The sequence below is a fragment of the Streptomyces sp. Ag109_G2-15 genome (assembly GCF_900215565.1).
Taxonomy (GTDB): Bacteria; Actinomycetota; Actinomycetes; order Streptomycetales; family Streptomycetaceae; genus Streptomyces; species Streptomyces diastatochromogenes.
Window position 1 is genome coordinate 6,946,302 of record NZ_OCNI01000001.1, and the last position, 18,922, is coordinate 6,965,223.

The window sequence follows — 18,922 nt, forward strand, 5'->3', positions numbered from 1 at the left end:
CCCTCAGGACCGAGCGAAACGGCGCTGGATGTCGGGCCGTTCCTTGAGGCGCTCCGGATAGCCGGGACCCAGTCGGATGGACGTGTCCTCGGAGCGCATCCGCTCGCCGCACGCGGAGCAGACCACCTCGGCGTGGGCGTCGTGGTCGCACACATCGTGATGGAGGGTGACGGGTGCGCCCTCCTCACCCGCGAGCCACCGGTCGCCCCAGCGGGTGATGGCGGCGAGGACCGGGAAGAAGTCGTGTCCCTTCTCGGTCAGGTGGTACTCGTGGCGCGGCGGCTCGCTCTCGTAGAGCCGCTTCTCCATGAGTCCCTCGTCGACGAGGCGGCGCAGCCGGTCGGTCAGCGTGTTGCGGGCGATGCCCAGTTGCTGCTGGAACTCGTCGAACCGGCGACTGCCGTAGAACGCCTCCCGCAGGACCAGGGAGGTCCAGGCGTCACCGATGATGTCCACCGTGCGGGCCACGGAGCACGGCCAGTTCGCGAAGGACGGGCGCGCCGGGCTCACGGGGCGCCTCCGACTTCGCGGACCAGCTCGATCGCCCGGCCCAGCGTGGCAAGCCGAGCGTCCAGGGTGTCACCGGCCGGGTAGAGACGGACGGTGTCCACACCGGCGTCGCGCCACACCCGCAGCCGCTGCCGCACCATGTCCTCGGTGCCGATCAGTGTGGTGGCGAGCACCATCTCGTCGGTGACCAGACGCACCGCGCCGTCCCGGTCACCCGCCTGCCACCGCTCGCGTACGTCCGCGGCCACCTCCGCCCAGCCCTGGCGGCTGTACGCCTGGTTGTAGAAGTTGGTCGAGGCCGAGCCCATCCCGCCCAGGCTGAAGGCCAGTTCCTTCTTGCGGCCGGCGACCATGGCGCTCAGTGCCTCCTCGTCCGGCGCGAACGACACCTCGGCGCCCTGGCAGACATCCACGTCGGCGCGGCTGCGCCCGCTGCGGGCCAGGCCTTCGTCGAGAGGGGCGAAGTAGGCCTCCGCCGCGCCCTCCGGTACGAAGCTCGTGCCGAGCCAGCCGTCCGCGACCTGCCCCGTCAGCCGGAGCATCGCGGGCGACAGGGCGGCCAGGTAGACCGGGATCCGGTGCTCGGCGCGCAGGGAGAGCCGCATGGGCCTGGCGTCCCCGCCCGGCAGGGGGATCCGGAACTCGCTTCCGGAGTAGGAGATTTTGGCGCCCTCCATCGCCTGGCGCACGATCTCCACGGTCTCGCGGACACGGGCCAGCGGCCGGGCGAAGGGCACCCCGTGCAGCCCTTCCATCACCTGCGGGCCGGAGGGGCCCAGGCCCAGTACGAAGCGCCCGCCGGAGAGGTTGGACAACGTGATGGCCGTCTGGGCCAGTGCCACCGGGGTGCGCGTGCCGACCTGCATGACCGCCGAGCCGAGCAGCATGCGGTCCGTGCGGGCCGCGTAGAAGCCCAGGGCGGAGGGGGCGTCGGAGCCCCACGCCTCGGCGACCCAGCAGATGTCGAGCCCCAGCTTCTCGGCCTCGACCACGAAGTCCGCCTGCTCCGACCAGGACCCCCCGCCCGCCGCCTCGATCGTCGTCGCGGTCCGCATCAGGCCTCCGCCAGCTTCTTGATGTGTTCCAAGGTGATGGTGATGTTGCGTTCGAACTCACGCATGCGTACGAACACGATCTTCTGTTCCTTCTCCGGCATGGCGTCGATCGCGAAGGACAGGCCCGAACGCCCGGGGCCCATCTGCATCCACTGGGAGAGTTCGGTCCCGCCGTCCTTGGGCGCGAACCGGTAGCGCCAGACGGCGCTGGGGTGAGCGGGGTCCTGCACCGCCCAGGCGAACACCCGCGGCGGTTCGTACTCGATGACGTGTGAGGTGGTCTCCCACTCTCCGTACGCCTCGTGCCTGCTTCGCCCCACGAACCGGGCTCCGACAGCGGGTTCGGTGGCCCCGTCGAGCCACGTGACCGACTGCAGCTCCTCGCTCATGGCCGGCATCAGGCTCACATCCGAGACCAGGGTCCACACCCGCTCCAGCGGGGCGTTGATCCAGGTCGCCACCTCGACCGTCGGTTTGTCCGCGTACCGCGCGCCCGTCCACTCCATCGTGAGACCGGCCTCCTCGTCGTCCGTCATCGACTCCTGAGAGGAGGGTTGCGTAATAAGACTTAGCTAGTCAAGGTGTTTGCGCGGAACGATCGAGTGCGGCCTGTGCGCTAGTGGGACGTACGGCCGCCGTGCCGTGCCGCGGCTGCGGACAGGGGACCGGCGGCGGTGTGCCGGCCGGGCGTGATCTGCTGGGCGAAGGCCTGCATGGCCACGTCGCTGTTCGCCGGCAGGACGGCCATCAGTCCGCGTTCCTGCGCCTCCGCGATCGTCGCGGCGGCTTCACTTCCCTCGGGGACGAAAGCCAGGCGGACGTGTCCGTCGCCGGAGCCGCGGCGGTCCACCGGGGCGACGGCGCCATGGGTGCCGTCCGGCAGGGTCACCCAGAGCTGGAAGTCGTCGAACCGGACGAAGTCGGCGCCCTTCACGGGCCAGGGATAGTGGTGCTCACCAGGCACCTTGGGAAGGATCCCCTGGTGGTTCGCGTGGCTCAGCGGCACGCAGGAGTTGAACAGGGAGTCGGTCCAGGCCTCGACCCCGTCGGCGTCCTTGATGGGCGTGCGCAGCAGTTGCTCGGCGCGCTCGTAGCCCAGTTCCGCCAGGGCGGGCAGGGTGAGCGGGAAGGCGTCGATCAGCTCGGCGGCCTCCTGCCGGAGCCGGTCGACCTTCTCGGGGTCGGCGCAGAACTGCATGCTCCACTCGATGCCGACCCGGGCGCGGTACATCAGCCACCGGTTGGGTCCTTTGACCCAGAGGCTGCCGCCGTGGTGCATCTCCCAGTGCTCGGGACGGTTCGGCCCCGCCCCCGGATCGACGGGCCTCGGCCCATAGGGCAGGTCCTGGTCGTCCATGGCGTGCAGGATCGCGTGGGCCGTCTTCTTGGCGGCGACGAAGTGTGACGATTCAAACCGCTTCGGATGTTTGACGAGGCGGATCTTCCAGGGATGGTTCTCCGATTCGATGCCGCCAGGCTGAAGCTCGGTGTGGGTCATGGCTGTTCCTCGGCCGGCCCCACGGCCTGGTCACCGGCTCGCGGGGCGGAGTTCCCCTGAGTCCATCGTGCGCCGCGAACGGGTCGGCCGCGACCCGGGCGGAGGCGCCGAGTCGCACGAACCGGCTTACTGGGGCGTACTTTTGACGTCAACGAACACCCGCCGAGAGCTCCCGTGCCCGACCTCGGCTGTCTCCGGGGCCACCGCTCTCGTCGGCCAGGGCACCGGCCGCGGCATCCGTTGACGGACGGGACCCGTCCGGTCACCGAGTGTGATCGACCCGGCACGCCATGACTCGCGCCCGTAATGACCGTATCCTCGTCAATGCCGGGTTTAGGTGAATTCCAACTGATCCGAGTGCGAGCGAGGCGAAGCGTGGTGCGGTCCGGCGGGGAACCGACGCCCGTGGGGCGTGCGACCGGCGGGGCAGGGCCCGCCCGTACCCGTGAACGGTTCCTGCAGGGGGAAGCGGTCGAGGGAGGCGTACGGTCGCCGATTCTGGGTTCCTGGCAGCGCTCCCGCTCCCTGGGTCTCTCGCCGGACCAGGCCGACCTTCCCTTCCGAGGCGACTTCGATCCCGAGAGCAGGCTCGTCCGCGCGGCCGCTCCGGTGCTCGACCGGTTGCAGTACACGTTCGCGGGCAGCCGGATGAACATCTCCGTCGCCGACGCGACCGGGACCGTCCTCCTGCGCCGCTTCGGCGACGCGTCCTTCGCCAGAACCCTCCCCGCGATCCAGCGCGTCCCGGGATTCGTGTTCGCCGAGCGGTACGCCGGAACCAACGGCATCGGTCTCGCGCTGGCGGAACGTCAACTCATCAGGGTCTACGGCGCCGAGCACTTCGCCGAGCGCGCCCAGGGCAACGCCTGCCGTGCGCTTCCCGTCCGCGACCCGCTCAGCGGGCGCATCGAAGGCGTCCTGTGCTTCGGCTATCCACGCGCCGCCGAGGATCCGGCGCTCGACACGCTGATCCGCAAGGCGGCCGAGGCCGTCGAACGGCGGCTGCTGGGGCAGAGCACCGTGCGGGAGCGGGCGCTGCTGCGGTCGTACCTGGACGCCCGCGCCGATGCCGCCGCGGGGCCGCACCACCGCATCGGCGTCGACGAACTGGCCCCCGAGCTGCACCCCGCCGACCGCGCCGTCCTCCTGGACCGGGCCACCGAGCTGATCTCCGGCGCCCAGCGGGCCGCGGTGGACGTGAACCTGTCCGACGGCCGGCGGGTCACGCTCGTGAGCCGGCCGACGACGAGCGCCTCCGGGGTGGAGGGCATCGCCATCGAAGCCGTCCTCACGGGCCCCGCATTCCGGCCGGCCGGCGCCTTCCCGAGCCCGGCAGACGAGACCGCAGGCAGCGCGCAGCTCGCCGCCCTGTCCCTCGTCCGGCCGTACGGAGACCGTCCGGTCCTCCTGGTGCCCGACCGTCTCTCCACCGGCCCGATGCCCGGTCGCCACGCCGGAGCCGCGCCGGTCGAGGGCGGCGCGATCGGTGAGCGGACCGGCCTTGCGGCCCCCACGTCTCCCGGCGCCCCTGCGGCTCCCACGTCCCCCGCCGCCCCCACATCCTCCGTCACCCTCGCGGTCCCCGACGCCCCCGCCGGGACGCCCGACCTTCCCTCCGACTCCCAGCCGCTGGCGAGCGGGCTCGTCATGGTGGGGGAGCCGTCCGTCGGGGAGTACGCCCTGGCCGCGCGCCGCCGTCTGGAGCTGCTGTCCGAGGCCAGCGCCAGCATCGGCACGACCCTGGACGTGCGCCGCACGGCCGAGGAACTCGCCGAGACGGCGATCCCGCGACTGGCCGACTTCGTCACGATCGACCTGCCCGAGGCCGTGCTGCGCGGCGAGGAGTCCGACGACCCCCTCGGTGACCTGCGGCGTGTGGTGGTCCGCGGTATCCGCGAGGACCTTCCCTTCAGTCCGGTCGGCAAGAAGCCCGACTTCGGCCCGACCACACCGCAGCTGCGGTGCCTGGTCAGCGGGCGGGCGGTGCTGGAGCCGGACCTGAAGGTCGCCGCGGGCTGGCTCGCCCACGAGCCCGAACTGAGCGAACAGCTGCTGACCGCCGTCCACTCCCTCATCACCGTCCCGCTGGTCGCCCGCGGCGTCGTCCTGGGCGTCGCCAGCTTCTACCGCTCGCAGGACCCCGCCCCCTTCGGGGACGACGACCGCTCGCTGGCCCAGGAGCTGGCCGGGCGCGCCGCCCTGTCCATGGACAACGCCCGGCGCTACACCCACGAACGCGCCATGGTCCTGGCCCTGCAGCGCAGCCTGCTCCCGCACGGTCTGCCCGACCTGGACGCCGTCGAGGTCGCCCACCGCTACCTGCCCGCCGAATCCGACGTGGGCGGCGACTGGTACGACGTCATCCCCCTCTCCGGTACGCGCGTCGGCCTCTTCGTCGGTGACGTCGTGGGCCACGGCATGCTCTCCGCCGCCACCATGGGGCGCCTGCGCACCGCCGCACGCAGCTTCGCCGAACTCGACTTCCCCCCGGACGAGGTCCTCACCCATCTCGACAATGTCGTGGGGCGCCTCGACCGGGAGGACCCCGAGGCCGAGGACTTCGGCATCATCGGAGCGACCTGTCTGTACGCCGTCTACGACCCGACCACCCAGCAGTGCGCGATGGCCCGCGCCGGCCACCCCCCGCCCGCGCTCGTCCGCCCCGACGGCACCGTCTCCTTCCCCGACCTGCCCGCCGGACCCCCGCTCGGCCTGGGCGGCCTGCCCTTCGAGATGGCCGAGATTCACCTGCCGGAGGACAGCCAGCTGATCCTGTACACCGACGGACTCATCGAGGACCGGAACCGCGATGTCGACGAGGTGCTGGAGCACCTGAGCGGCGCCCTGGCGCACCCCGAGCACACACCCGACGAGACCTGTCAGACCGTGCTGGACCTCGTGGCGCCCGACCACCCCTACGACGACATCGCCCTGCTGGTCGCCCGTACCCACGCCGTGGACCGGAACCGGATCGCCACCTGGGACCTGGCCGCCGACCCGGCCCTGGTCGGCGAGGTCCGCGCGGACGCCGTACGGCAGCTGGCCGACTGGGGACTCGACGAGACCGCGTTCGCCGCCGAACTGATCCTCAGCGAGCTGGTCACCAATGCCGTCCGCCACGGCGCCGGGCCCATCCGGGTACGGCTGCTGCACGCACACAACCTGATCTGCGAGGTCTCCGACACCAGCAACACCGCCCCGCACCTGCGCCGGGCGGCCAGTACCGACGAGGGAGGCCGTGGTCTGTTCCTCGTGGCGCAGCTGTCGCAGAGCTGGGGCGCGCGCTACACCACCCAGGGCAAGGTCATCTGGGCCGAATGCGCGCTGGAGACGGCCTGACGGCCCGCTGACCCGAAATTCTGTAACTTGCCCGTTAATATCCCTTACCTACATGGGCTGAACCAACCAGGTCGAACCTCCGGAGATGTCCGTGCACGACGCTCCACCCCTGGTCCGTGTCCGCGGGCTCGGCAAGCGCTTCGGCGGAACCGTCGCGCTGGCCGGGGTCGACCTCGACGTCCAGGCCGGCAGTGTCCTCGCCCTCCTCGGCCCCAACGGCGCCGGAAAGTCCACCCTCATCAAGGTGCTCGCGGGCGTCCATCACGCCGACGCGGGACAGATCACCGTGGCCGGGCACCCGCTCGGCACCCGGGAGGCGTCCCGCAGCATGTCCTTCATCCACCAGGACCTCGGTCTGGTGGAGTGGATGACGGTCGCCGAGAACATCGCGCTGAGCACCGGATACCCCCGCCGCGCCGGACTGATCTCATGGCGGCGCACCCGGGAGCGCTGCACCGACGCCCTGCGGATCGTCGCGGCACATCTCGACCCGGAGGCGACCGTCGCCCAACTGGCCCCCGCCGACCGCTCGTTGGTCGCCATCGCCCGAGCCCTCGCGGCCCGGGCGAAGCTCATCGTCCTCGACGAGCCGACCGCCCGTCTCCCCGCGGTGGACTGCGCCCGGCTCTTCGGCGTCCTGCACGCCCTGCGCGAGAGGGGACACGGCGTCCTCTACGTCACCCACCGCCTCGACGAGGTGTACGAGGTGGCCGACACCTTCGCCGTCCTGCGCGACGGCCGTCTCGTCAGCCACGGCCCAGTGGCGGGACACAGCCCCGCCCGCCTGGTGCGCGACATCGTCGGTGCGGAACCGGCCGACTTCCACCCCGCCAGAGTCCGTGCCGAGGGCCCGGCGGTCCTGACCCTCGACCGGGTACGCGCCCTGGGCGTGGGACCGGTCAGTCTGGAACTCGCGGCCGGCGAAGTCCTGGGCCTGGTCGGGCTGACGGGCGCCGGACACCTGGACCTGGGCCGAGCCCTGGCCGGCGCCCGGCCCCTGCTCGACGGGCGGGTGCTGCTGGGCGGCCGGCCCTACCACCCCCGCAGCGTCGTGGACGCCGTGGGCCTCGGTGTCGGCCTCGTGTCCGCCGACCGGCAAGGGGAGGGCTGTGCCGCCGAACTGACGGTACGGGAGAACCTCCTGGCCAACCCCCGCGCGGCCGGCCGGCCGGCGCTGAGCTGGATCAGCCCCCGCCTGGAACGCGCCGTCGCCACCGTCCTGATCGACCGTTTCTCGGTGCGTCCCCGCGACAGCGAGGCGCCCATCGCCACCCTGTCGGGCGGCAACCAGCAGAAGGTCATGATCGGCCGGTGGCTGGGCGCGGGCCTGCGGCTGCTGATCCTGGAGGAGCCGACGGCGAGCGTGGACATCGGTGCCCGGACCACGGTCCACCGCCTGCTCGACCAGGCCCTGGCCGCCGGCCTCGGGGCCCTGCTCATCTCCACCGACTTCGAGGAGGTCACCCATGTGTGCAGAAGCGCCCTGGTCTTCGTCCGCGGATCCCTGACGGCCGAGCTGAGCGGTGCGGACCTGACGGTCTCCGGGCTCACCCGGGCCGCCTCCGCCCTGCCCGGCTCCGGAACCACGACCACCTCGTGACCGCCTCGCCCTCCCCGCCCAGACCGCGCCGGCCCCGACCGGGCGGCCACCTCGTCGCCGCCTACGGCCTGCTGGCCCTGACGGCCCTGCTCTTCCTGGTCTTCTCCCTCGCCCTCCCCGGCACCTTCCCCACCCGGGAGACCATCAACGCGATCCTGGCCACCCAGTCGATCCCGGCCATCCTCGCGCTCGCCGCCATGGTCCCCATCGTGACCCGGGCGTTCGACCTCTCCATCGGCTACGGCCTCGGTCTCGCGCACGTCATGGTGCTGCAGCTGATCGTCGAAGGACACTGGCCGTGGCCGCTCGCCTGCCTCGCGGTCCTCGTCGGAGCGGCCGTCGTGGGCGTCCTCAACGGCGTCATCGTCGAGTTCGGGCAGATCGACTCCTTCATCGCCACCCTCGGAACCGGCAGCATGCTGTACGCCGTGACCGGATGGGTCACCGGCGGCGCCCGCATCGTCCCCGGCCCCGCAGGACTCCCCACGGGGTTCACCGACGTCTACGACTCCACGTTCCTCGGCCTGCCCGTTCCCGCCTTCTACGTGCTGGCCCTCGTCGCCGTCCTCTGGCTGGTCCTGGAGCGGCTGCCGCTCGGCCGCAGTCTGTACGTCGTCGGATCCAATCCGCGCGCCGCCGACCTGCTCGGCATCCCGACCCGCAAGTACACCGTCTACGCCTTTACCGCATCGGGGCTGATCACCGGCTTCGCCGGGGTGCTGCTCGCGGCGCAGCTGCAGGTCGGCAACCCGAGCGTCGGCCTGGACTACCTGCTGCCCGCCTTCGCCGGCGCCCTGCTCGGCTCCACCGCCGTCAGACCCGGCCGCGCCAACCCCCTGGGCACGCTCGTCGCCGTCACCGTCCTGGCCGTCGGTCTCACCGGCATCGCCCAGCTGGGCGGCGACTTCTGGACGACCCCGCTGTTCTACGGCGGCACGCTGCTCCTCGCCGTCGGCCTCGCGGGCTACTCCGCTCGCCGCCGCATGCGCGCCGGCACCGCCGCCCGCGACCTGCCCTCCGCGCCGCCCCCACCCCCGTGATCGCGTCGCGTCCTCCCGCTCGCCTCCACCTGAGAGGAGTTCCCGTGTACGGCACCCGCAAGGCCGGCCGCGGCCTCGGCAGGGCCCGCTACACCGCCTCAGCCCTGCTGACAGCGGCGGCAGCCACCCTTGCCGGCTGCGACCACGGCTCCTCGGACGTCCAGGGAGGCTCCACCACCGGCCCGGCCGGCTGCCCCGCGGTCCACGCCAAGGCCCGGGCCACCGTCGAAACGGCGGAGAAGACGGACATGCCCTGGGGCGGACCGACGACCGGCCCCCGGGCGGTGTCCGGCAAGAACGTCGTCTTCGTCGCCCAGACCATGACCAATCCCGGAGTCGCGGGCGCCGCCAAGGGCGTACGGGAGGCCGCGCGCGTCATCGGCTGGAACGTCCGGGTGATCGACGGCGGAGGCACCCCCGCCGGCATTCAGGCGGCCATGAGCCAGGCCGTGACCCTCAAGCCCTCGGGCATCGTCATCGGAGGCTTCGACCCCAACTCGACCTCCCAGCAGGTGGCCCAGGCCGACGCGCAGCACATCCCGCTCGTCGGCTGGCACGCGCTCGCCGCCCCCGGCCCCAGCCGGCGGCCCCCGCTCTTCACCAACGTCACGACCCGAGTCGAGGACGTGGCCGCCATCAGCGGACAGTGGATCATCGTGGACTCCGACGGCCGCGCCGGGGTCGTGCTCATCACCGACGCCTCGATCCCGTTCGCCAAGGACAAGTCCGAGCTGATCCGCAAGGAACTCGCCACCTGTCCGAGCGTGCACTTGCTCGCGTACGAGAACATCCCCATCTCGGACGCGAGCAGCCGTACCCCGCGGGAGGTCTCGTCCCTCCTCTCCCGCTACCGGAACAGGTGGACCCACTCCGTCGCCATCAACGACCTGTACTTCGCCGATGCCGCCCCGGCGTTCCGCGCCGCCGGCCGGAAGGGCTCCTGCCCGCCCTACAACATCGGTGCCGGTGACGGCGACCCGTCCGCCTTCCAGCGCATCGAGACCCGGCAGTACCAGGCGGCCACGGTTCCCGAGCCGCTGACCCTCCAGGGCTGGCAGATCATCGACGAGTTCAACCGCGCCTACTCCGGCCGGCCCGCCAGTGGCTATGTCGCCCCCGTCCACCTGGCCACGGCCGCCAACAGCGACGCCACCACGACCTGGGACCCACCGGGCTACCGGGACGCCTACCGAAGGATCTGGGGCCGGTAGCCGGTGCCCCCGCCCGACGGGGCCGTCACTCCGACTCCGTCACCGTCCGGTACGCCTCGTGGCGTACATCGGGCTGCGCGTGCCTGCGGAGCAGGCGCAGCAGGGACCGCCACTCCTCCGGCCAGCCGAGGCTGCCGCCCGTCGCGGTGACCAGCGCGAGGGCCAGGAGGCCGGTGGCGGCGCCGCGGTCCCGGGCCAGCCGGTCGGCCGCCGCCAGAACGGCCCCGGTGTCCTGCGACGGCGCGGGGCGTATCCAGGAAGCCCGCAACCGGACGGCGGTCTGCGCCGCGACGGTCACTCCGGCGCCCTCCAGGGCGTCCGCCAGGTCCTGCAGGCGTCCGAGGAGCGCGGCCGGCTCCGAGGCGCGGTCGACCATCCGGCCCAGCAGCTCCGCGCGTTCGGCCGTCAGCAGCGGTTCCGGCGCCAGCTGCCCGACAAGCGCCGCGAGCAGCTCGGGCGGCACGGACTCGTGGGACCCCAGTGACACCAGGGTCCGCAGCCGCTGCAGGGCGGGCAGGTCCCGGTGCTCCAACGCGTCGCAGCCGCCCTCGGGTTCGTGCAGGGCGGCCATCAACCCGGCCACCGCACCGTGGAACATGCTGCCCGGTGCCGCACCACCGACGGGATGCGGGAGGTCGGAGACGGCCAGGCCGCACAGCACCCACGCCGCGTACTGCCAGTGCGTACGGCTGCCGAGATCGCAGACCGTACGGGAGAGCCGGTCGGCCAGCCGGGGGGCGAAACGGGTCCACACGCCCACGGCCTGCAGTGCGCCGTAGCCCGCGAAGCCGTCGGCCGACGCCAGGCAGGCGTCGTACGCCGCGTCGACCAGGGCGGCGTACGGGGCGCGGTGTGCCTCGCCCAGCTCCCAGGGGGTGACGTGCAGGAGAGCCTCCAGCACGGCGGGTGCGTCGTCGTGTGCGGCGTCCCGCAGGAGGTCCCAGGCCTCGGGCATGCCGAGCAGCGGCGGCAGCGCGCGGACGACGGCGGACCGCACGTCCGGGTGGCGGTCGGGGGCGTGGAAGGCGCGAGCCAGCAAGGTCACGGCCTGCTCCGGAGGCAGGAAGCGGGCGGCGAGCCGTACGGCCTCCTTGCGGGAGGTCACCTTCGCGGACCGCTCACCGGTCAGCAACGGGCCGAGTTGCAGGGCGAGTTCGGACGGGGCGGTGAAGCGGGCGGCGCGTTCCGCCGCGTACACCGCGACCCTCGCCCGGTCTCCGCCCGCCTGCTCCAGCAGCACCGGCAGGGCCTGGTGCGGCCGGTCGGTCCAGGGCAGCGCGGCGAGCGCGGCCTCGGCGACGACCGTCTCACCGTCGTCCTTGAACCGCATCGCGAGGGCGCGTCCCAGCTCCGGGACCGGTGCGGCGGCCCGGATCGCGGCGGCCCGGTCGTCGAGCGGAAGGGAGGCGTCCGCGGCCGCCTGTCCGGCGAGCCGTGCCGCGGCCTGCTGCTGGCGGGGCAGCCAGCGGTCGCTGTCGCCGAGGTTCGGCAGCGGGCGCCCGGCGCCGGGCACCAGGAAACGGCCGTACGGCGGAGCGTCGGCGAGCAGCACGTCCAGCAGGTCCGTGCGCCGCCGGGCCAGCACGCGCCGTACGGACGGGAGGACGACCGCCGACGCTTCGCGCGCGACGATCTCGGCGACCCGTTCGTCGCGGGTGGCCGGTGCGGCGAGCCACTGGGCCGCGGCCGCCTCGAAGGTGTCGTCGTCGCCGCGTTCCAGGGCTGTGGCCAGCATGTCCTGCAGTTCCGGGATCAGCCGGGCGCGTGGCCCCAGGGCGTCGGCCAGGCCCAGCAGCAGCCGAAAGTCGGCGCGCCCGGCCGCGGCTTCGAGCCAGGGGCGCAGCGCCGCGAACACCTGGTGCTCCTGGCCGCGGCGCAGGATCCGGTGCAGCGGGCCGAAGTCGGGTGCACCGGCCCGGGCGGTGATCCGCTCCAGGGTGCGCAGCGCCCAGGGTCGCAGCGCCGATGCCCCGTCCGTGGCGTACTCGGCCAGGACGCGCGCGGCGAGGGTGCGGACCGCGGTCCGGGTGTCGATCGAACAGTCGCGGGCTTCCAGGGCGTCGACGGCGATCCGGTCCAGCAGCGCGGCGTCGTCGGAGCCGAACAGCCGCGGATGCACCGCGGCGAGTGCGCGCAGTGCCGCGGCGCGCACCGGATCATGGTCGTTGCGCAGGCGCCCCGCCTCGGTCAGCACCTCGGTGACCGTGTCGCGGCCGCCGTCCCGGGCGGCGGCCGCCACCAACAGGGGCCAGGCGACGGCCCGGTCGGCGGCGTCGGGCCGGCGGATCGCGGCGAGCACGGAGCGTGCCTCCTCGAACGGGCCGTGGCCGAGGGTGTCCAGATCGTCCGCCCACCAGTTTTCGCCGGTGGCCTCGGCCGCCGCCCGCCGCACCTCCGCCCAGCGGCGTTCGCGGGGCAGCAGGTCGAGTACGGCCAGAGCCGGCTCCCTGCGCACCCCGTCGGCGGTCACCGCGTCGAGGAACGCCGGCCGCCGGCCGGGGGCCATGGCCTTCAGCAGCGCGGCGAAGTGGTCGTCGCGGTGCAGCCAGTGCCGGCCCAGGGCGGGCAGCGACGCGGGCTCGGCCCGTACCAGCCTGCGGAGCACCCCCGGCCGCGGCATGGGCTCGTAGCGCTGTTCGCGGCGGTCGGGGGAGGTGATCCAGCGCACCACCCGCTCGGCGTCGGTGGTGGCCAGTGGGCCGAGCCCACCGTTCAGCACGGGCGGCAGGCTGTGGGGTCCGTACCGCTCCAGCAGGGTCAGCACCCGCTCGGGGCGCAGCGGCGCGAGCACGGCGACCGTCGCGGCGTGCAGCCGCCACCACTCCTCCCGCTGCTTTCCGCGGGTGCGTTCGGCCAGGGAGGCCTCCGCGTGGTCCAGGACGGGACCGGGATGGCGGCGCGCGAGCTTCGTCCAGCCGCCGACGGCGTGCGCGAGCGCGGGCAGGTGCTCCGCCACGAAGGGGGTCGAACAGGCCGGCAGCAGCCGCGCGGCTTCGGCGTCGCCCCACTCCGCCCGCCGTCGTACGACCAGCCGCTCGGCGAGCGCGGTACGGCCCCCGGAGGCGAGCAGACGGGCCAACCGGTGCCGCAGGGCGGCCGGTGCGTCGTCGTACGCCGCCTCCACCGCCTCGTCCGGCACGGGCAGGACGCGGGCGGCCCGCAGCGCGTATCCGGCGACGACCGGGTCGGGGTCGGCCAGCCGCGCGGCGAGGAAGCCGGCGTCCTGTGCGGCGAAGGCGGCCAGCGCCGCGAGCCGCCGCTCGTACGGCCCGCGTGCGTCCAGGTCGGCGAGCAGCGGGGCGAGTTGCTCGCTGCCCGCCAGCCCGTGCGCGGTTCTCGCGGTCAGGGACAGGCGGGCAGGGAACGGCAGTGGTTCGAGCGCGGAGAGCAGGTGGTCCGCGGTGATGCGCATCCGTGGATTGTGCCCCGGCCGATTCGCTCGTGCGATCGATTATTTCTGCGGGAGCTGCCACCACGCGGCCGACGCGTCGCGCAGGGTGTTGGTGCCGCAGTGCACCTCGCCCATGCCCAGGTGGTACGTGTAGTAGTCGTCGATGTACGACACCTTCAGGCCGGCCTGCCGGTACGTGGCGGTGACCGCCTCCGTGAAGATGTCCTTGCCGCCGATGACGGGTCCCCACTGACGCGGGGCCAGATAGCGGTCGCGGCCGAGGAGCACACCGTTGACCGCTCCGGGGACGTACGCGCTGGTCGTCACCGTCGCGGGAGCCGCCGCACGCGCATCGGGCCCCTTCCCGGCGAGCCACTTCTGCTGGCCGTGATCCCGGAGCGCGCCCGCGAGGGCGGAGCCGGCGCCCAGGCGCGTCAGGCGGGGGACGGGAACGGGCCGTCCGCGGCCGTTCTGCGCCTCCGACTCGCGCGTGTACAGGGCGGGTACCCGGACGACCTCGTCGTCGGTGATGCCCGTCTCCCGCTTCAGGATCTCCAGGTTGGCCGCGATGCGACGCGCAGCCATCTCGTTGTCGGCCACCAGGTGCCGGGAGGCGAGCGCCTGGTCGATGGTCTCCTTGGGCGCCGGTTCGCCGTTCAGGCCCGGGACGGAGAACATCTTCGTCCTGCCGTGGCCGTCGCGCTGCGCGTCGCGCAGCAGCCCCAGCCCGGACTTCGGGTCGGCGATGCCGATTCGCCAGCCTCGCGGGGTGTCGGCCGGCAGGAACTGCACGAACTCGTCGACGTGGCCGACGCCCAGCCAGGAGGTGTCGAGCAGCAGCGGGTCCTGCAGGCCCTGTGACCTGAGCAGCGTGCGCATCGCCTTCGACGGGCGCGCCCCGCTGTCCTTGCGCCGGCCCATGATGATGCGTCCGGCCGGGAACGAGCGCCCGCCGTGCGCGTAGGGCGGGATGGTCTCCAGGTTGCCCATGGAGTTGAGCGACCAGTCGTCCGGGCGGGCCCGGTCGGTGACCTGGACGACGCCGATGTTCCGGCCGCGCACCTTCTCGAACAGCTCCCGGCCCGCCTCCCGGTCCAGCTGGGCGGAGCGCAGCAGCACCCGCATCACCTGCCGGTGGCCGCCCGGACCCGTCATGCTGACGTAGGCCGGCTCCACGAAGTCCTGGGCCCAGGGGTCCCCGTACTTGTCGAACGTGACCAGCGGCTTGGTGATGCCGGCCTTCGTCACCTCCTTCCCCAGGTCCTTGACGAACCTCCGCTGCAGGCGCCCGTACGCGCCCCCGCCCCGGACCTTGGTGACCATCACCTGCTGGGTGTCCTGCAGGTGATGCTGCGTCAGAAGCGGTGCGACCCGCAGGGTGACCGAGTCCGAGGTGGCCCCGCCGGCGGACCTCACGGTCAGCCGGATCACCGCACGGCCGTCCCACTCCGCGCTGTCCCGGATCACGTCGGTGGCCTCGACGCCGAACTCCACGCCGGAGCGCAGCTCGGCCGCGCTCAGCCGGGTCCGGGGCGTGACCAGGACCCAGGTGCCGGAACGCTTCAGGAAGACGTGGGTGTGCTCGGCTCCCGTGGTGATCTTCAGGCTGCCCCTGGCGTCCGCCGCGAGATCCGGCATCGGGACGGAGCGGACCCGGGCGAGGTCGGCGGCGTCCGCGGCGCCGTTGACCTTCTTGTCGGCGCCGTCGTTGCAGGCGGCCAGCTCGGCGTCGGACAGCCGTCTGCCGCCGGGGCCGGTGACCGGGCACCGCTTGGTGTCGTCGTCGAGGTTGGGCAGATAGACCGCTCCGCGTCCGACGGACCAGGAGTCCTCGCCCGTCTCGTCGGTGGTGCCGCTGATGTCCACCTGCCCGTCACGGTTCACGTCCGCGCGCAGGTCGGCGCGGGACGACGGCTCCGGCGGGGAAGCGGTGGCGCTCGGTGCCGCCAGTACGGTTCCGGCGGCGGCGAGGGCGAGGAGGACGGGTCCGGCAGGGTGCAGGCGTATGCGTGCACGTGAACGCACAGCGTGTTCCTCTCCTTTGGGGGGTGTCGCTGTGCAAGAGGAGGAACACGAGCTGTGCGTTCACTGTGAGGTGCGACCGGGATCCGCCGTCACGGTCCCGTTCGGTGGTCCGGGGTCTCGGAGGTGGGCTTGGTCTTGCGGGGCAGGGCGATCATCTGCTCGTCGTCGAGTATGTGGTCGCCGTAGAGGTCCTGCAGCCAGTTGGTCTGGTAGATGGTGTCGAGGTAGCGCTCGCCGAGGTCGGGTGCGATGGCCACCGCGGTGAGGCCGTGTGTGTTGTGCCGGGACAGCCAGTCCGTCGCGCCGCTGACCACCGTCCCCGTGGAGCCGCCGAACAGGAAGCCGCGTCTGGCCATGCGGTGACAGGTACGGATGGTGTCGGCCTCCTCCACCGGGATCACCTCGTCCACGAAGGACTCGTCGAGCAGCGGGGGAACCATGCTCATGCCCAGGCCGGGGATCATCCGGCGGCCAGGTTTGCCGCCGAAGGCCACCGAACCGACGCTGTCGATGGCGACGATCCGCACCGGCCGGTGCCACTGCCGGAAGTAGCGCGCGCAGCCCATCAGGGTCCCGGCGGTGCCCGCCCCGACGAACAGCACGTCCAGGCGCGGGAAGTGACTGGCGATCTCCGGTGCGGTCGTACGGTAGTGCGCCCGCCAGTTGCCCGCGTTGGTGTACTGGCTGAGCCACACGTACCGGTTGTCGGACGCGACCAGCGCGCGGACGTACTCGATCCGGGTGCCCAGGAAGCCGCCGTTCGCGTCCAGGTCGGCCACGACGTGCACCTGGCTGCCGAGCGCCTCCATCAGCAGTCGGGTCGACAGGTTGCAACGGGAGTCCGTCACACACAGGAACCGGTAGCCCTTGCTCGCGGCGATCATGCTGAGCGCCACGCCCAGGTTCCCGGAGGACGACTCGACGAGGATGGAATCCGGCGTCAGGATTCCGTCGCGCTCGGCGCTCTCCACCATCTCGTTCGCGGCCTTCAACTTGATCGAGCCGGCGAAGTTGAAGCCCTCGCACTTCAGGTAGAGGGGGCATCCGAAGATCGACCCGAGGTCGACGAAGAGACTGCCTTCGTTGAAGTCATGAGGAGCGGAAATTACGGGCACGGTGGTCCTCCTGGTGCCAGGGCTGAGGGCAACGGCCTCAGCCGTACCGGCGCAGGTCGTGGAAGAAGTCGTCGATGAGGCGGAGGTTGCCCGCGCCTGCTGCTTCGTCGTAGACGTACTTGCCGACGGCGAGATCGAGCACGCCGAGTCCGAAGGGGGAGAAGATCACTGGGCGGTCTTGCGGCGGGGCGGCCCGTCCGAGCATCACGTCGTTGAGCGTGCCGTTCAGGAAGTCGCGGTTGCCGGTGCGCTGTTCGACCAGGTGGGGGACGTGTCGGCCTTCAGGCAGTGCTCGACGTCGTCCACGAAGTTCGCGGAGGCGAGCAGGACCTCGGGGGAGAGGTCGCGCAGGGAGATGTGCAGGACCAGCGGGTTGTGGTCGAACCAGGCCGGGGAGGTGACGTGCGGCTCGCCGGCGATGGTGGCGAAGACCACCAGGTCGCTGGAGCGGATGAGGTCCTCGGCGCTGTCGTGGACGACGACCTCGGCGGTGGTGCCGGCCTCCCGCAGGTAGCCGCAGAATCCGGTGGTGCTCTCGGCGGACAGGTCGTGCACGCCGATCGTGTCGAACGTCCAGTCGGTGCCGGCCAGGAAGGTGTGGATGTAGCGGGCGATCAGCCCGGTCCCGAAGAAGCCGACCCGGGTGGGGCGCGTCCGGTTGCGGCTGAGCCAGTCGGCGGCCAGCGCGGCGGACGCCGCGGTGCGGGTCGCGCTGATGATGGAGCTTTCGAGACAGGCGAACGGGTAGCCCGTGTCGTGGTCGTTGAGGATGAGGACGGCGGAGGCCCGGGGCAGCCCGGCACTCACGTTCTCTGGAAAGCTGGAGATCCACTTCAGCCCGTCCACATGCACCGACCCGCCGATGGAGGCGGGCAGCGCGATGATCCGCGCGGTGGGGCGGTCGGGGAAGCGCAGGAAGTAGGAGGGCGGGTTGACCGAGTCGCCGGCGCCGTGCAGCCGGTAGGTGGCCTCGACCAGCTCCACGATCTGCTTCTCGTGCCCGCTGAGCGCCTGTTGCACCTGCGTACCGGTGATCACCGCGAACGTCGGCACCGCGACCCCGTGAGTGAGGGTCCGCTGGGTGGCGCTGGACAGCAGTTGGGTCATCGCTCGCTCGCCTCCGAGGTCGGCCAGCAGTCGGCCAGGCGGCGGGGCTCGGCCATGCCGACCAGTACCTGCCGCTCTCCGGTGAAGGGCTCTCTGCTGTGCGCGGTGCGCAGGTTGTCGACGAGCATCAGGTCACCGGCCTGCCAGGGCTCGCGTCGGGTGTGCTCTTCGTAGGTGGTGTTGAGCAGCTGGACGACGTCCTCGCCGATCGGCGTGCCGTCTCCGTAGCGGGTGTTGAACGGCAGCCCGTCCGCCCCGTAGACGTCCACCAGGTACTCGCGCACCTCCGGGGCCAGCGTCCACTCGTTGAGGAAGGCGATCTGGTTGAACCAGCAGCGCCTGCCGGTGAGCGGGTGCCGCACGATCGCGCTGCGGCGCTGCTCGGTGCGCAGGGAGCCGTCGGGCTGCCAGGCGAAGTCGATGGCGTGGGCGCGGCAGTAGTGCTCGATCTCGGTGTGGTCCTCGGTGCCGAACGACTCCGTCAGGGAGGCCCCGATCTCGTCGTTGTAGGAGCGGGTCAGCAGCCAGCCCTCCTGCTCGAACCGTTCCGTCAGCTTGGTGGGCAGTGCCTGGAGCACCTGTTCCGCGTCGGCCACCGCGGTCGCCCCGCCCTCGTCGGGCGCGGTCAGACACGCGAACAGCATCAGGCCGGGAACCTCCAGCCGGTAGCTCAACTCGTGGTGCATGCACATCGGCTGGTTGGCCGGCCAGGTCGTGGAGGAGTACAGCCCCGGGCCGTACGCCTCACGGGGGGCGAAGGCCTCCCGCTCCGGCATGAGTGCGCCGGCGAGCGCGGCGAAGACGGCACCGGTCCGGGACGCGTCCCGCAGTGCCAGGCCGCGGACGAGGAGCGCCCCGTGCTCGGTGACCTGCGCACGCAGCGACTCGCGGTGCTCGGCCGCCCAACTCGCCGCGTCACCGGGGGAATCGACGTGCAGGATCGCGGGTCTGTCCGGCCGCAGCTCCACGTCGAGAGGTGCTGCCAGGGGTGAGGACGACATCTCGGTTTCCCTTCGGTTGCCCGTCTTGAG

General features: G+C 72.4%; 11 protein-coding genes and 2 pseudogenes. 4 read left to right on the forward strand and 9 right to left on the reverse strand.

Annotated elements, in window-relative coordinates; translation table 11 throughout:
* Positions 1-3: 3 nt before the first annotated feature.
* The 4 genes and pseudogenes from CRP49_RS31295 to CRP49_RS31310 form a co-directional block, all read right to left on the reverse strand.
* Entirely contained in the window at positions 4-510 is a 507-nt protein-coding gene (locus CRP49_RS31295) for a helix-turn-helix domain-containing protein (protein WP_097256362.1), read from the reverse strand.
* Positions 507-1,565: an LLM class flavin-dependent oxidoreductase gene (locus CRP49_RS31300; protein ID WP_097256363.1), complete on the reverse strand. Its 1,059-nt coding sequence runs from the start codon at positions 1,563-1,565 to the stop codon at positions 507-509. The genes CRP49_RS31295 and CRP49_RS31300 overlap by 4 nt, the downstream gene beginning before the upstream one ends.
* Positions 1,565-2,071 (reverse strand): SRPBCC family protein, encoded by a 507-nt coding sequence (locus CRP49_RS31305; RefSeq protein ID WP_097257637.1) that lies wholly within the window; start codon positions 2,069-2,071, stop codon positions 1,565-1,567. The genes CRP49_RS31300 and CRP49_RS31305 overlap by 1 nt, the downstream gene beginning before the upstream one ends.
* A gap of 110 nt (positions 2,072-2,181) precedes the next feature.
* Positions 2,182-3,069: pseudogene (locus tag CRP49_RS31310) on the reverse strand (DUF6424 family protein); the annotation flags it as partial.
* Positions 3,070-3,438: 369 nt separating this feature from the next.
* Between CRP49_RS31310 and CRP49_RS31315 the strand changes: the two are divergent.
* The 4 genes from CRP49_RS31315 to CRP49_RS31330 all read left to right on the forward strand — a co-directional run bounded on the left by CRP49_RS31315 (position 3,439) and on the right by CRP49_RS31330 (position 10,253).
* On the forward strand, positions 3,439-6,402 hold the full coding sequence (locus tag CRP49_RS31315; RefSeq protein ID WP_097256365.1) for a SpoIIE family protein phosphatase: 2,964 nt from the start codon (positions 3,439-3,441) through the stop codon (positions 6,400-6,402).
* A gap of 85 nt (positions 6,403-6,487) precedes the next feature.
* Entirely contained in the window at positions 6,488-8,002 is a 1,515-nt protein-coding gene (locus tag CRP49_RS31320; RefSeq protein ID WP_097256366.1) for a sugar ABC transporter ATP-binding protein, read from the forward strand.
* On the forward strand, positions 7,999-9,042 hold the full coding sequence (locus CRP49_RS31325) for an ABC transporter permease (protein WP_097256367.1): 1,044 nt from the start codon (positions 7,999-8,001) through the stop codon (positions 9,040-9,042). The genes CRP49_RS31320 and CRP49_RS31325 overlap by 4 nt, the downstream gene beginning before the upstream one ends.
* Positions 9,043-9,086: 44 nt before the next feature.
* Positions 9,087-10,253: a substrate-binding domain-containing protein gene (locus CRP49_RS31330; RefSeq protein WP_097256368.1), complete on the forward strand. Its 1,167-nt coding sequence runs from the start codon at positions 9,087-9,089 to the stop codon at positions 10,251-10,253.
* 25 nt (positions 10,254-10,278) lie between these two features.
* Here CRP49_RS31330 and CRP49_RS31335 read toward each other — a convergent pair whose 3' ends face one another.
* From CRP49_RS31335 to CRP49_RS31355, 5 genes and pseudogenes are all read right to left on the reverse strand, one after another.
* Positions 10,279-13,665, reverse strand: a complete 3,387-nt coding sequence (locus CRP49_RS31335; protein WP_097256369.1) for a hypothetical protein — start codon at positions 13,663-13,665, stop codon at positions 10,279-10,281.
* Positions 13,666-13,704: 39 nt separating this feature from the next.
* Entirely contained in the window at positions 13,705-15,669 is a 1,965-nt protein-coding gene (locus CRP49_RS31340; protein ID WP_097256370.1) for a protein-arginine deiminase domain-containing protein, read from the reverse strand.
* A gap of 89 nt (positions 15,670-15,758) precedes the next feature.
* Positions 15,759-16,784 (reverse strand): 2,3-diaminopropionate biosynthesis protein SbnA, encoded by a 1,026-nt coding sequence (sbnA, locus tag CRP49_RS31345; protein ID WP_097256371.1) that lies wholly within the window; start codon positions 16,782-16,784, stop codon positions 15,759-15,761.
* 37 nt (positions 16,785-16,821) lie between these two features.
* Positions 16,822-17,891 (reverse strand): annotated as a pseudogene (gene sbnB, locus CRP49_RS31350) (2,3-diaminopropionate biosynthesis protein SbnB).
* Positions 17,888-18,892: a TauD/TfdA family dioxygenase gene (locus CRP49_RS31355; RefSeq protein ID WP_097256372.1), complete on the reverse strand. Its 1,005-nt coding sequence runs from the start codon at positions 18,890-18,892 to the stop codon at positions 17,888-17,890. The pseudogene sbnB and the gene CRP49_RS31355 overlap by 4 nt, the downstream one beginning before the upstream one ends.
* Between the last annotated feature and the right edge of the window lie 30 nt (positions 18,893-18,922).

What these genes read in the sequence shown, in the direction of transcription:
- CRP49_RS31355 (WP_097256372.1), bottom strand. Translation starts at nt 18,892, where the DNA reads ATGTCGTCCTCACCCCTGGCAGCACCTCTCGACGTGGAGCTGCGGCCG.
- CRP49_RS31300 (WP_097256363.1), bottom strand. Translation starts at nt 1,565, where the DNA reads ATGCGGACCGCGACGACGATCGAGGCGGCGGGCGGGGGGTCCTGGTCG.
- CRP49_RS31320 (WP_097256366.1), top strand. Translation starts at nt 6,488, where the DNA reads ATGTCCGTGCACGACGCTCCACCCCTGGTCCGTGTCCGCGGGCTCGGC.
- CRP49_RS31335 (WP_097256369.1), bottom strand. Translation starts at nt 13,665, where the DNA reads ATGCGCATCACCGCGGACCACCTGCTCTCCGCGCTCGAACCACTGCCG.
- CRP49_RS31305 (WP_097257637.1), bottom strand. Translation starts at nt 2,071, where the DNA reads ATGGAGTGGACGGGCGCGCGGTACGCGGACAAACCGACGGTCGAGGTG.